Here is a 13,774-nt window from a genome sequence, read left to right as displayed (position 1 = left end):
CTGGCTGCTCAGGTTGGCCAGGGCTAGCTGTCGCGCTCACCCGGATCGCGCTCGCGCAGCAGCACGATGAGCTCCTGCTGGGAGCTGACCCCGAGCTTGCGGAACACCGAGGACAGGTGGTTGCGGACGGTGCTCTGGCTGATGAACAGCTGCCGGGCGATCACCGGGACCCGGTCACCGAGCAGCAGCATCCGCACCACCTCGATCTCCCGTCGCGAGAGCCGCTCCAGGCCGGGAATCGGCCGGCCGGACTGGCTGGCAGGCGTCAGATCGTTCAGCGACGTCAGCTGGGCCGTGCGCTCGGTGAACCTGGCCGCGAGGTAGGCCGGGCTGTCGGCCACCCGGCCGGGGATCGCCGACGCGCCGAAGCCGTAACCGGTGAGCTCCTCCCGCCGCTTCTGGTCGGTGATGTCGGTGAGCATGCCGACCGCTCCCATGTAACGGCCGGTCTGGTCATACCAGGGCGCGCCCGCGACCCGTAGCCAGCGGCGCTGCCCGTCCAGCCTGCGGAAGCTGAACTCATACAGCTCGCGCGCGCCCAGAGCCCGCTGACGCAGTCGCTGCCGCAGCATCTCCGAGGTCTCCTCATCGAAGAAGTCCCAGACGTAACCGGCCAGCAAGCGACCGTGGTTGACCGCCAACATCTCGGCGATCTGGTAATTCGCCAGCACGACGGCGCCTTCGGGATCGAGGATGCAGACGCCCTCGACCGAAGCGTCCACGATCGTTTGCAGCAGCTGCTCGCTGGAGGCCAACGCCTCAGCCGTCTCATGCTGCTCGGTGATGTCGCGCACGTTGAGGACCATCGCGCCGATCGACACATCGGCGACCAGGTTGCTGATCCGCACCTCGACCCAGCGCCACGCGCCTTCGCCGTTGCGAATCCGCAGCTCCAGCCGGCGGTACTCCCCCGCGCCCCTGACCGCGCCCTCCCAGTCACGGCGCACCGTGGACAGGTCCTCGGGGTGGACGTAGTCCCAGCCGGAGTGGCCGATCACCTCGCGCGGCAGGCACCCGAACATCTGCCACAGCGACGGCCCGGCATAGCTGATGACGAGGTTGCGGTCGCAGATGACGACCAGGTCGCTGCCCCGCTCGAGCAGCGCCCGGAACGGCCGTTCGGTCATCGCCAGCCGCATCCGGCCTTCGGGCAGCTGGATCCGGGTCGTGGACGCCAGGATCTCGTCCATGCCCTCGGCGCCGCTGACCAGCGAGGCCGTCGTCTTCAGCCGCATCCGGACGCCGGCCCTGGTGGTCACCTCGTGCTCGTGCACCCACAGGCCGCTGGTGCCCATGAAGAGGAACTCGGTGACGTCCTTGCGCGACAACCCCCACTCCGCCAGGTCCGCGATCGGACGCCCGAGGGCCTCGTCCTCGCTCCAGCCGAACATCGCAGCCGCCCCGCCCGACCACAGGGTCACGATGCCCGAGAGGTTGGCTCCCACGACCGCGACCGTCGTGGTGGGGGCGCCCGGCCGGGGAACCCTTGCCTTCGCGCCGTCATCGGCGGGGTCTGATCCAGAGCCCTGAGAGCGGGTCATCGGCCTAGCCGCCTGGACAGCCACGGCATGCAAAACCATGCCGAGGGCCCTCCAGTTTCTGAGGACAAACGGTAACGAGGCATTGCAGGTAAGTCTTGACTGTTGGTCGCTATCCAACCATAGACATAGTGTCCCGCCTTTTCCGATGCTTCGTCCTCATGATCACGTCGGGAAATCCTCGGCTGCCGGCTGCGGTGTCTGCAGAACATCCGGCAACGTAAGGTCAAACGAGATCACTGAACGGGCGGGCGGGCCGCTGCGGGGGTTATCGGCAACCGACTAGGCGGCCACCACCAGACCGTCTGGAAGCCACCACCAGACTGTCTGGAATTAGATACCGGCGATGTAGCGGGCGATAGACCGCTCTTGTAGACAGCTAAAGCCACGGCGCGTGGGGATCAGAGCGGAGAATATAACCGCTCAAGGAATTGATTGCCGCACTCGCGCTCAGAACACGCAGCGCCAGGGACCGTTGAAATCGACGTAGCGGTCATACAGTGCGCAGCGCCGGCGCCCTGGAGCCCGAAGAGCTCATGCCTGGCGCCGCCGGATGCCCCATGGCTCCAGCTGCGCGAAGCCGACCTCGCCCGCCCCGGTCGCGAACCTGCGCCGTCTTCGCTCAGCCGGCGTCGGCAGGCACTGTGATAGCGGTCAGCACCAAGGTGTCAGACGTGCTGAACCGACCGGTGAAGGTGGTCAGCTCGCGCCCGTTCAGCACCGGTCCGGGCACCTGGAGCACGGCGGTGAAGGAACCGGCCGCCGGCTCGACGGTGATGCAGGCCCCGGAGAAGTCCAACCATTTGCCGGTGAGCGGAAACCACGCCTTGTACACCGACTCCTTCATGCTGAACAGCAACCGGTCCCAGTGCACCTGCGGGGCGCTGGCCGCCAGTTCGGCAAGCCAGCTGTGCTCCTGCGGCAGGGCGATCGCCTCCAGCACGCCTTCGGGCAGCGGCCCGTGCGGCTCGGCGTCGATGCCGATGCTCGCGGCGAGCTTGTCTGAGGCGACCGCCGCGCCCCGGTAGCCGGCGCAGTGCGTCATGCTGCCGACGATGCCCGCCGGCCAGCTGGGAGCCCCGCGGGCGCCGGGCAGGATCGGCGCCGGGGGCACCCCCAGCTCGGCGAGCGCGGCCCGGGCGCAGACGCGGACGGTGGTGAACTCGACCCGCCGCTTGGCGACCGCCTGCTGGAGAACAGCCCGCTCGGCAGGCCAGAGCAAGTCCTCAGAGGCGTCGGAAGTGGTGTCCACAGCCCGCACCCACGAGGGCAGCAGGCGCTCGATCACGCCGGCACGGGCAGGATCTGACGCGGCCATTGCCTGGGCTGGCTGCGACCGCGCCACTCGCGGGGATAACCGAGGGAGACCTCTTCGAACCGGGTGCCGTCCTCGAACGTGGTCCGCGGGATGTGCAGGTGGCCGTACACCACCGTCTTGGCCGCGTAGCGCTGATGCCAGTCGGCGGTCAGCTCGGTTCCGCACCACTGGGCGAACTCGGGATAGCGCAGGATCAGGGTCGGCAGCCGGGTCAGCGGGTAGTGGTTGACCAGCACCGTCGGGATCTCGGGGTCGCGCGCGTCCAGGCGACGCATCGTGTACTCCACCCGGGCGCGGCACCAGGCTTCCCGGCTGGGGTACGGGTCAGGGTGCAGCAGCTGCTCGTCGGTGCAGACGATGCCGGTCTCGTAGGCCAGGGCGAGCGCCGCCTCCTGGGTGTCCACGCCCGGGGGCCGAAAGGTGTAGTCATAGAGCAGGAACAGCGGGGCGACGGTGACCGGCCCGCCGTCGCCGGTCCAGACGGGGTAGGGGTCCTCGGGCGTGAGCACTCCGATGTCGCGGCAGAGCCGCACCAGGTGCTGGTAGCGGTAGTCCCCCCGCAAGGACAGCGGGTCGGAGTTGTGCGACCAGAGCTCGTGGTTGCCCGGCACCCACACGACGGTGGAGAACCGGCTGCGCAAGGTCGCCAGCGTGCGCTGGATCTGCTCGGCCACCTCGCCGACGTCGCCTGCGACCAGCAGCCAGTCCTGATCGGTGGTCGGCTGCAGGCGGTCCACCACTTGCCGGTTGTCGGCATAGCCCATGTGCAGGTCGCTGACCGCGAGCATCTTGGGCGCATCACTCGTCACCACTGCCACCAGGACTACAGCCAATCTTTCAGCGGGACCGCTTCGGACGATTCGCGCATTCGGTGAGTGTAATCGGTGCTCGCCAGACGCCGGAATCGCCAACGGGCCTTCGGCCGATTAGTAATCAACAGGGCAAATACACTATTACGGTCGTTCGACCGGTGGTGCGGCCCGGCCGACCCGTGGGTGGCAGCCGTGGCCGGCGCACTGGTGAGTGGTGAACCCGCTACTGTCTGGCGAGTATCTCTCCGGCAGGTGAAGCCAACCGCCGGGCCCAGCGACGTCGAGGGTGGCAATGGCAGGACGATTCACTCCGAGGGACACCGCGTTCTACGATCTGCTCGCCGAGGGCGGCCGCAACGTCGCGGCTTCGGCGGACGTGCTGGCCGGGTTGTGCGAGCCCGACGCCGACCGCGCCAAGATCGCGGCCGCCATGCGCGACCTCGAGCACGCCGGTGACGCGGTCACCCACCGCATCCTGCGGCAGCTGAACAAGAGCTTCGTGACGCCCTTCGACCGCGAGGACATCTACCGGCTGGCCAGCGCTCTGGACGACGTGGTGGACGCCATGGACGAGGCCACCGACTTCATCGTGCTCGCTGACGTCGGCGAGCTGCCGACGCTGTTGATGGACCAGATCCGCCTGGTGCGGTTGGCCTCGATCGAGACAGCGGAGGCGATGGCGCGGCTGGTGACCCTGCAGGACCTGGAGCCGTACTGGATCAAGGTCAACGAGCTCGAGAACGAGGCAGACCAGGTGTACCGCAAGCTGCTGTCGCAGCTGTTCGGCGGCGGCTATGACACCCTGCAGGTCCTCAAGCTGCGCGAGGTCGCCGACCTGCTCGAAGAGGCTGCCGACGCCCTCGAGCACGTCGCGCACGCGGTGGAGACGATCGCGGTGAAGGAGTCGTGACCCGCCCGGCCCAGCCGGCAGGGGCTGATCGGCGCTGGTGGTCCCTGGCGTGAGCATCACCGCGCTCGCGATCGTGATCGTCGTCGTCGCGCTGGCCTTCGACTACACCAACGGATTCCACGACGCGGCCAACGCGATCGCGACGGCGGTGTCGACCCGGGCGATGACCCCCCGGATCGCGCTGGCGATGGCCGCGATCATGAACGTGCTGGGCGCCCTGGTGTCGACCAAGGTGGCCGCCACCGTCGGCAAGGGCATCATCGACCCGCCCACCGGCCGGGACGGGCTGATCATCGTGATGGCAGGCCTGCTGGGGGCGATCGTCTGGAATCTGGGCACCTGGTGGTTCGGGTTGCCCTCCTCGTCCTCGCACGCCTTGATCGGCGGGCTGATCGGCGCGGCGCTGGCGGGCTCAGAAGGCGTCCAGTGGGCCAACATGCTCGACAAGGTGGTCATCCCGATGGTCGCCTCCCCGCTGACCGGCCTGGTTCTGGGCTACCTGTTCATGCTGTCGCTGCTCTGGTTGTTCCGCCGGTCCAACTACCACCGGACCCACCGCAGGTTCCGCTGGGCGCAGGTGGTCAGCTCGGCGGCGATGGCGTTCGGGCACGGCAGCCAAGACGCCCAGAAGACCATGGGTGTGATCGCGATCACATTGATCGTCTCAGGCCACCTCGGCCAGGACGAGGCCATCCCGTTGTGGGTGATCCTGTCCGCGGCCGGCGCGATCGCCGCGGGCACCTACGCCGGCGGCTGGCGGATCATGCGCACCATGGGCCGGCGGATCTACTCGCTCAACCCGGTCAGCGGCTTCGCGGCCCAGTCGGTGGCCAGTGGGGTGCTGTTCACCACCGCCCAGTTCGGCCTGCCGATCTCGACCACGCACGTCATCAGCACCTCGATCATGGGCGCGGGCGCCACCCGACGGCTGTCCGCGGTCCGGTGGGGGGTGGCCGGCAACATCGTCAGCGCCTGGATCCTGACGATCCCCGCCTCGGCCGGGGTGGCCGCGCTGATGTGGGTGCTGCTGCGCCCGCTCAGCTGAGCCGCTCAAACCCGCTCAGACAGCACGTGCCCTCGGCAGGCGCCCGCTCAGGCCGGCAGGATCGCCCAGACCGGATGGATCTCCATCCAGCCGGTCTGGGTGTCCAGAACCCACGGGCCGACGATCGTCACCCGGGATTTCAGCGGCGGCATCTGCATCGGGATCGAGGGCACCACCTCGATCACCAGACTCTGGCTCGAGCGCTGCATATTGACCGCGTTGAGCCACTTCGGATTGACCCCGGTCAGCGAGATGTGCATGTCACCGTCATGCTCGCGGTTGATCGCCCAGGCGATCCCGGTGACCGCCACGCAACGCTGCTTGACGGTCAGCCGGTGCGGTGAGTAGACCCCTTCCAACGGAAAGCCGGAGCGGCAGTACTTGGCCAGCTCCGGCGGCACCAGCGAAGGGTCGGGCTTGACCGGGCTCGGGGGCGGCGCCGTGGACAGCGGCGGCCGCGAGGCATTGGGCGGCGGCTGCGGGATGCTCGGCTCCTCAGCGGTGGTGCATCCGATGAGCAGCAGCAGCGCCGCGCCAGCCACCGGGTACCGGAATAGCACGTCTGTCCCCCGTCCGCACCTGATCCAGTCCACCATAGGTGTCACGGGCGCCCTGCGCCGGGCCCGGGCCGGCGATGCGGCCGGCTCACCCGGGTCCCGGCTCGACGCGGCTGCCGGCCATCAAGTCCTCAGACGCGGGACGGCGCAGGCAGGCAGGCCTGCTCGGCCAGCTCCCAGTCCGGCTGCATGGCCGCGTCGCGCTGCTCGGTGAGGCCTTCCAGGATCGCGCCCCGGACCTCACCGGCGGCAGCGACCCGGTCTCGCAGGAGCTGGGCCGCGACCAGGGCGGCCTTGGTGCCACGCGCGACCACCGGGTCCAGGTGGTAGCCGGCGTCACCGACCAGGCACCAGCCCGGCCCGCTCATCGGGCGGCGCTGCATACGCAGCTTGCCGGCGCCGCCCACCGGCGAGATCCGCCGCCCGGCCGCCACCGCCGGGCCCAGATGCGGGTCCTCGGCGATGATCCGGGCGAACTCCTGCGCGGGGTGCCGGCCCGAGGCGTCGAGCATGGCCTGGTGCATGTCGGTCGAGACGCACCACTGCCGGGGACCGCACGGTGTCGAGATGGCCACGTTGTCCCGTTGCAAGCAGATGTAGCCGCGGTCGGAGGGCAGCGGCAGGTCGGCGAAGTAGGCCAGCATCGCGACCCATGGCGAGGGGATGACCTGGTAGGGCACAGCGCCGACCCGGTCGGCGTTACGGGACAGCCGGCCGTCGGCCAGCACCAACAGGTCACAGCTGACCGGGTGCTCCGCGCCCTGGTGACGGACCGTCACCCCCTGCACCCGCCCGCCCTGGATGGCGATGTCGCGCACCCGGGCGGGACGCAGCACGGTGACGTTGTTCCGGCTCTGGGCCGCCCGCAACAGCGCCGGGTCGAGCACCTCGCGCGGCGCGGTCATCCGGTAGGAGTAGGCGTCCTGTCGCGGGTAGTCCTGCTCGGTGACCTCGCCGTCGGCGCGGAAGGTGTGGCCGTACGTGGGCGGCGCGCCGCAGGCCAGCACCGTCTCGTGCAGGCCGAGGTCAGCCCACAGCAGGGCGCCGTCTCGGTCCCAGGTCGACTGCTGCGGCCAGAACGAGGTGGCCTGCGAGGCGTCGACGACCAGGATCTTCTTCGCATACGGAGCAAGTGCCCACGCGGTGGCCGCGCCCGCGATCCGAGCGCCGACGACCACGACATCCCAGTGACCGGCGATCATCGGCCAGCAGGCCGGTCGTGGCGGGTCATGATTGCCGAGCTTACCGGGCCGTCCTCGATCATCGTGGTTCTTAGGCAGGATTACCGTCGGCCGGCGACCAGCGGGGCTGCTCGGATGCCAACGACCCTCCAGGGTCAGCTGTCACATACAGCGCTCTGCGGACCGGGTTCGACGACTCGGACGTCAGGCACAACGCTTGCCTTTGGCGCCTGCACTCGTCATGGCCGCCGCGATAAACCCCTTCCAGGGGATGAATCTGGACCAAGGGGTGTGACCAGACCACTTGGTATGTTTCAGCGCCGGTTTTCGCACGCCCTCGCGCTCAGTGCGAGACCAGCGGGTTCGCCGTCGCCTGCGTCCTGCTGGTCGATCTCGACAGCGGCGGCGTAGCCCTCGGCGAAGGCTCGCACCGCGTCGAGCTGGCTCGCCTCACGGGCGCCGCCGACGACACGGTGCCAGATCCCGGCCCGCCGGGCGAGCGCCGGGACGATGGCCTCAGCCAGCTGACCCACCGCGACCACCACGGTGTCGGCCGGCACCACAAGGTCAGCGCCCTGGGCGTCGGTGACGTGCACGCCCTCGGCGGTGATCCGGCGGCACCGCACACCGGTCAGGACCTGCACGCCTTGGCCGCGCAGCTCGCCGAGCACCGCCCACCGGGTCGAGCGCCCGGTGCGTGCGGCGAGGCTGGCGCCGCGGTGCACCACGGTGACCTCGTGGCGGCCGGTGACCGGAACGGGGCCGCCGAGGACGCCGTGCTCGCGCAGGAACCGCTCGGAGTCAGGCAGCGAGGTCGTGCCCCGGCTTGCCAGGTGGGCGATGTCGACCGCGATCCCGCCGCCGCCGATGATCACCACGCGACCGCGCAGGGCGCCGTCGGCGAACGCCTCGGGATAGCTGCGCACGTGCGGCAGGTCCGCGCCCGCAAGCGCCAGCGGGCGCGGACGCACGCCGCTGGCGACTATCACGCCGTCGTGTGAGCGCAGCAGTTCCAGGTCCTGCGGGCCGACGGCGCGCCCGAGGTGGACTCCGACGCCCAGGCGCGCCAGCTCGGCGGCGAAGTAGTCGACGGTGGCGCCGTAGTCGGCTTTGCCGGGCACCCGGCGGGCCAGCAGGAACTGCCCGCCCAGTGCCTCTGACCTCTCGTAGAGCTCGACCTGATGCCCTGCGCGCGCCGCCTGCAGGGCAGCCTGCAGGCCGGCGGGACCACCGCCGATGACCGCGATCCGGCGCGCCGCCGGAGTGCGGACCGGCGCGGGAACAGCCTCTCGACCGGCCCTGGGGTTGACCATGCAGGACACCTCGCGGCCGGCCAGCGAACGATCGACACAGGCCTGGTTACAGCCGATGCAGAGGTTCACCCGGCGGCCGGCGCGGGTGGCGGCGATCAGGTCGGGGTCGGCGAGGAAGGGGCGGGCCATCGACACGAAGTCGATGGCCGTCTCGGTCAGGACGGCGGCGGCGAGCTCCAGGCGGTTCACCCGGTTGCTGGCGATCACCGGCAGCCCGGCCGCGCCCGCCCGGGTCAGCTCAGCCTTGATCTCGGCGGCCACCGGCGCCCACACACCGGGCGGCACGATCGCCTGGACGCTGGGAACCTTCGCCTCGTGCCAGCCGACGCCGACGTTGAGGGCGTCCGCGCCGGCCGCGGCCAGGGCGCGGGCGAAGGTGAGCACGTCGGCCCGATCGGCGCCGCCGGCGACCAGGTCCAGGCCGGTGAACCGCACGATCACCGGCAGCTCGGTGGCGGCGCGGACCGCCCGGGTCACCTCGGCGCCGAACCGGGTGCGGCCGGTGGCGTCACCGCCCCACTCGTCATCGCGAAGGTTGGTCAGCGGCGAGAGGAACTGATCGATCAGATACCCCTCCGAGCCCATCACCTCCACCGCGTCGAAGCCCAACTCGGCCGCCCACGCCGCGCCGCGCGCGAAGTCGTCGATGGCGTCGCGAACCTGCCGGTCGGTCATCGCCGATGGCTCGCAGCGGGAGAACCCGCTGTAGACCGCCGACGGCGCGAGCGGCGCGCCGGCCTCGGACAGCGGCGCGTAGCGGCCGGCGTGGAACAGCTGCAGGGCGATCAACCCACCGGCGCCGTGCACCTCGTCGGTGACCCGGCGCAGCCTGGCTCGGAACCGCGCGTCGGCCAGCACGCCGTATGCCGGGCCGCCCGCGCCCACCGTGCTCACCGCGACGCCGCCGGTGACCATCAGGCCGGCGCCGCCACGGGCTCGCTCGGCGTAGAACGCGGCCAACGCCGCACCGCCGTCATCGCGCGCCTCGATCCCCAGATGCATCGCGCCCATGATCACCCGATGCGGGAGCCTCAGCCGGCCGATCCGCCTCGTGGTGAAGACCGCGCCGAGGTCAGCCACGCTCAGCTGTCCCAAGCCAATGGCGGGCCAAGATCCTCGGCGAACGGCGGCGCGACCACCGAGAGGCCACCGTCGACGACGATCGTCTGCCCGGTGATGTAGGTCGAGGCCGAGGACAGCAGGAAGACGACGCTGTCGGCGACCTCCTGCACGGTTCCCATCCGAGCAGCCGGGATCTTGGGCAGCACCTTCGACAGCGGTGCCATGCCGGGGACCTGGTAGAAGAACTCCGACGAGTCCGAGTCGATGATGCCGCCGTTGACGGCGTTGACGTTGATCCTCTTGGGCGCGAACTCCACGGCCATGTAACGGACCCACGCCTCGATGGCAGCCTTGGCGGCGCCGAGGTTGGCGTAGGTCGGGTAGGCCCGGATGCTGCCGTAGCTGGACAGCGCGACGATCCGCCCCCCGTCGTCCATCAGCCGCACGGCCTGTTGCGCGCCGAGCACGAAGGCGCGCACGTTCATCGCGTACGAGCGGTCCAGGTGGTGCTGCTTGAGATCGGCGATGTTCTTGAACGAGCTCGCCGCGGCGTTGCACACGAAGAAGTCCAACCGGCCGAACCTCGTCCGGGCCGCGTCGAACAGCGCCTGGATCTCCTCAGGCTGCTCGACGTCGGCCTGCACGGCGATCGCCTGGCCGCCGGCCTTCTCGATCTCCTCAAGGGTCTGCTGGGCCCGATCGGCGTTCTTGCGGTAATTGACCACGACCGAGGCGCCGCCGGCGGCCAGCGTGAGCGCCACCGCCCGCCCGATACCGCGCGAGCTGCCGGTGATGACGGCGACTCTGCCGGAATAGCCGCCTTGGTGGCTCACTGGACAGACCCCAGCACCTCGCGGGCGATAACGGTCTTCTGAATCTCGTTGGTGCCCTCCTCGAACCGTTGCGCTCGCGCGTCGCGGTAGACCCGCTCGATCGTGCTGGACTCCCAGAAGCCGATGCCGCCGTGCACCTGCAGCGCCTTGTCCGTGACCCGGGTGAGCATGTCGACCGCCGTCAGCTTCGCCATCGAGGACAGCGAGCCGGCCCGGACGTCACCGTCCTCCCACTGGCGGGCGGCGTAGAGGGTCAGCTGACGAGCAGCCTCGATGTCGGCGGCGTTCTCCGCGAGGGCGAACGAGATCGCCTGCCGGGCGGCCAGCGGCTTGCCGAACGTGGTGCGGGCGCGCGCGTGCTCGACCGCGAGCTCCTGCGCCCGTCGGGCCAGGCCGACGCAGGACATCGCCACCGCGATCCGGCTGGGTGTGAGGAATCCGCCGAGCGCGACGTCCAGTCCGCTGCCCTCGTCGCCGAGCCGGTTGGCGACCGGCACCGGGGTGCGGTTGAAGACCAGCCGGGCATGGTCGGTGCCGCGCACGCCCATGGTGCCCGACATCGACTCCACGATCACCCCTGGGGCGTCTCGGTCGACCAGCAGCGCCAATGTGCCGTCCTTGCCGCTGGTTCCGGCCAGCCGCGCGAACAGCAGCCAGTAGTCGCAGCTCACGCCGAAGGTGATCAGATGCTTCTCACCGGAGAGGTAATAGGTCTCACCCTCCCGCTCGACGCTGCTGCGCAGGTCCGCGCCGGTGCCGGCGGTGGGCTCGGTGAGGGTGAACGCGACCCTGAGGTCACCGGCGACCTGTGGCAGCACGAACCGCTCGCGCTGGGCGTCGGTGGCGAACTGGTCCATCGAGCGCCAGACGCCGTTGCACACGTGCACGATCATTCGCACCGACGCGTGCGACATCGAGATCAGCTCCAGCACTTCGAGGTAGCGGGAGAACGGGATGCCGCGGCCGCCGTACTCGACAGGCGCCGCCAGCCGCAGGAACCCGCGGTCGCGCAGGTCGGCCCACAGCTTGTCCGCAACCATGCCGGACTGCTCTATCTCAGCCGCGTACTCCTCGCCCGGCCCGCGGACGAACGCCTCGACCTCCGCGAGCACTGCCTGGATCCCGGCCTCGTCGATCCCTGTCACTGCCGCACCTCACCGTCGGTCAATTCCCTGATCCACTCGCGGAGCAGGTACTTCTGCACTTTGCCCGCCGGGTTCCTCGGCAATTCGGCCAGCAGCTCCAGCCGCTCAGGCCAGTACTGGATCGCCACCTGTCGCGAGTCGAGAAAACGCCGCAGCTCATCGAGGTCAAGGGCACGGTCGAGGTCATCGGCCGCGACCACGAACGCGCAGGCCCGCTCACCGAGCCGCTCGTCGGGCATCGCGACGATGACAGCCTCCCGGATCGCCGGATGCAGATGCAGCAACTGCTCGATCTCGGCGACCGGCACCTTCTCGCCACCCCGGTTGACCACGTCCTTGACCCGGCCGGTGATGCGGACGAAGCCGCGCTCATCGATCACCGCCAGGTCACCGCTGCGGTACCACCCATCCGCGGTCATGGCCTGCGCGGTCCACTCCGGACGGTCGAGATAGCCGGCGAACAGGCACCTGCTGGTGACCTCGAAGTGCCCTTCCTGCCCAGGGCCCAGGACGGCGCCCTCGCCGTCGACCACCCGGACGCCGACCCCGCTGAGGGCACGCCCGTCGGTCCCCCACACCAGGGCGGCCTCGTCGCCAGGCGCGGCCAGGGTGCCCAGGCAGGTCTCGGTGGTGCCCCACGCCCCGCACACCGCGGCGCCCAGCTCTCGGGTGGCCCGCTCGGCCAGCGCTCGGGGCACGGCGGCGCCGGTCGCCACGAAGATCCGCAGCGCCTCGGGCTGCTGACCGGTTCGCTCGACCGCGCCCACCAGGTCGGCCAGGAACGGGGTGGCCGCCTGGGTGAAGGTGCCCTCCCAGCGGCGCAGGGCGTCCAGGGCGGCCGGCCCGTTCCACACCGGTTGCAGGATCTGCGCGACGCCCAGCGTGATCGCCAGCCACATGCCGTACAGGAACCCGGTCTGATGGGCCAGCGGAGAGGGGATGAAGACCCGGTCCGCGCGGGTCAGGCCAAGGTGCCTGACCTGCATTCCAGCCGCCCTGGTCAGGGTCTCCATCCGGTGCAACACACCCTTGGGCTCGCCGGAGGTCCCCGAGGTGAACAGCAGCTGAGCGAGCGCGTCCGGCGCGGGGCGGCGCGCGTCGAGGCAGGCGCGGTCGGGAACGCGCCCGCCGATCAGGTCGGCGTAGCGGTGCCAGCGGGCGGCTCCGCCGACGGGCAGCGGCCCGGACCCGCCCCCCACCACCACGACGTGCTCGACAGTGGCGGCCCCGGGCCCGGCGAGCAGGGCGAGAGTCTGGCCGATGTGGTCCCGGCCGCGGAACTCCTCCGGCGCCACCAGCACCCGAGCCCGGGCGCGGCCCACCATGAAGCTCAGCTCGCGTTCGCGGAAGATCGGCATCAGCGGGCACGAGATCGCGCCGATGCGCGCCACCGCGACGGCCAGGACGGTGAACTCCGCCCAGTTGGGCAGCTGCCAGGCCACCGTCTCGCCGGGCGCCACGCCGAGCTCCAGCAGCATGGCCGCCGCGGCGTCAGCCTGCTCGTCGAGCTCCCGCCAGCTGAGCACCCGCTCCGGCCGAGAATGCGAGGCGGTCTCGACCACTGCCGTCTCGGTCGGCCGCTGCTGAGCCCAGCGACGCACGTACGCGTCGAGAGGAGTCCTCGCGAGGGTGTCGGGGTCTTCGACCGCCGCTGCCTGAACAGGCGGCCCGACCTGAGTCCGCGCCAGCGATGTCTGCACCGAGGGCATGGCCATGGCGATCGAGTTCACCTCGATGGGAAAAGAAAGATAGGAGATCGAGTGGCACCGGGGGAAGGTCGACCTGCTCTGGCCGTCGGCCCCGAACGCGGCGATCACCAGCTGCATCAAGAACCCAGCGGCGGCGTCGGAGCCGCCACCTGACACGAGCTGGCGGCGCCGAGCGCGTCAGCCCCGGACGTCCGAGCCACGCTCAACTCGTTCTCGAGCATCGCGACTTGCTGAGCCATGTCAACCCCCATGCCACGTATAACCGGCGTGTGTAGCCCGCTCGTCATGCTGATCGTATGCATTGGCAATCATGGGAACGTACGAAACCGACATCTTGCCGCACTGTGACCA

Annotated in this window: 11 protein-coding genes; 2 read left to right on the top strand and 9 right to left on the bottom strand. The window is 70.2% G+C overall.

The genetic code is table 11. The annotated features are described in order from the left end of the window. Positions 1-23: 23 nt before the first annotated feature. From VGB75_07085 to VGB75_07075, 3 genes are all read right to left on the bottom strand, one after another. Positions 24-1,541: a PAS domain S-box protein gene (locus VGB75_07085; protein HEY0166791.1), complete on the bottom strand. Its 1,518-nt coding sequence runs from the start codon at positions 1,539-1,541 to the stop codon at positions 24-26. A 619-nt stretch (positions 1,542-2,160) separates the two neighbouring features. Next, positions 2,161-2,826: a 4'-phosphopantetheinyl transferase superfamily protein gene (locus VGB75_07080; GenBank protein HEY0166790.1), complete on the bottom strand. Its 666-nt coding sequence runs from the start codon at positions 2,824-2,826 to the stop codon at positions 2,161-2,163. Continuing rightward, positions 2,823-3,665: a metallophosphoesterase gene (locus VGB75_07075; GenBank protein ID HEY0166789.1), complete on the bottom strand. Its 843-nt coding sequence runs from the start codon at positions 3,663-3,665 to the stop codon at positions 2,823-2,825. Before VGB75_07075 ends, VGB75_07080 begins: the two co-directional genes overlap by 4 nt. Before the next feature lie 295 nt (positions 3,666-3,960). Between VGB75_07075 and VGB75_07070 the strand changes: the two genes are divergently transcribed. Further along, entirely contained in the window at positions 3,961-4,578 is a 618-nt protein-coding gene (locus VGB75_07070) for a DUF47 family protein (protein ID HEY0166788.1), read from the top strand. Between the two features lie 49 nt (positions 4,579-4,627). Beyond that, on the top strand, positions 4,628-5,623 hold the full coding sequence (locus tag VGB75_07065) for an inorganic phosphate transporter (protein ID HEY0166787.1): 996 nt from the start codon (positions 4,628-4,630) through the stop codon (positions 5,621-5,623). A 47-nt stretch (positions 5,624-5,670) separates the two neighbouring features. Here VGB75_07065 and VGB75_07060 read toward each other — a convergent pair whose 3' ends face one another. From VGB75_07060 to VGB75_07035, 6 genes are all read right to left on the bottom strand, one after another. Beyond that, the gene (locus VGB75_07060; GenBank protein ID HEY0166786.1) at positions 5,671-6,183 is read right to left on the bottom strand and encodes a hypothetical protein; all 513 of its coding nucleotides are present in this window, start codon (positions 6,181-6,183) and stop codon (positions 5,671-5,673) included. 128 nt (positions 6,184-6,311) lie between these two features. Next, on the bottom strand, positions 6,312-7,382 hold the full coding sequence (locus tag VGB75_07055; GenBank protein HEY0166785.1) for an FAD-dependent monooxygenase: 1,071 nt from the start codon (positions 7,380-7,382) through the stop codon (positions 6,312-6,314). A 293-nt stretch (positions 7,383-7,675) separates the two neighbouring features. Next, the gene (locus VGB75_07050; protein HEY0166784.1) at positions 7,676-9,754 is read right to left on the bottom strand and encodes an FAD-dependent oxidoreductase; all 2,079 of its coding nucleotides are present in this window, start codon (positions 9,752-9,754) and stop codon (positions 7,676-7,678) included. A gap of 2 nt (positions 9,755-9,756) precedes the next feature. Continuing rightward, positions 9,757-10,569 (bottom strand): SDR family oxidoreductase, encoded by an 813-nt coding sequence (locus VGB75_07045; GenBank protein ID HEY0166783.1) that lies wholly within the window; start codon positions 10,567-10,569, stop codon positions 9,757-9,759. Continuing rightward, the gene (locus tag VGB75_07040) at positions 10,566-11,714 is read right to left on the bottom strand and encodes an acyl-CoA dehydrogenase family protein (GenBank protein ID HEY0166782.1); all 1,149 of its coding nucleotides are present in this window, start codon (positions 11,712-11,714) and stop codon (positions 10,566-10,568) included. The genes VGB75_07045 and VGB75_07040 overlap by 4 nt, the downstream gene beginning before the upstream one ends. Further along, positions 11,711-13,540 (bottom strand): AMP-binding protein, encoded by a 1,830-nt coding sequence (locus tag VGB75_07035; protein ID HEY0166781.1) that lies wholly within the window; start codon positions 13,538-13,540, stop codon positions 11,711-11,713. The genes VGB75_07040 and VGB75_07035 overlap by 4 nt, the downstream gene beginning before the upstream one ends. Positions 13,541-13,774 lie beyond the last annotated feature (234 nt).

The sequence above is a fragment of the Jatrophihabitans sp. genome (assembly GCA_036399055.1).
Taxonomy (GTDB): domain Bacteria; phylum Actinomycetota; class Actinomycetes; order Mycobacteriales; family Jatrophihabitantaceae; genus Jatrophihabitans_A.
The sequence above is the reverse complement of the archived record's forward strand: the minus strand, read 5'-3'. Positions and strand labels throughout refer to the sequence as shown.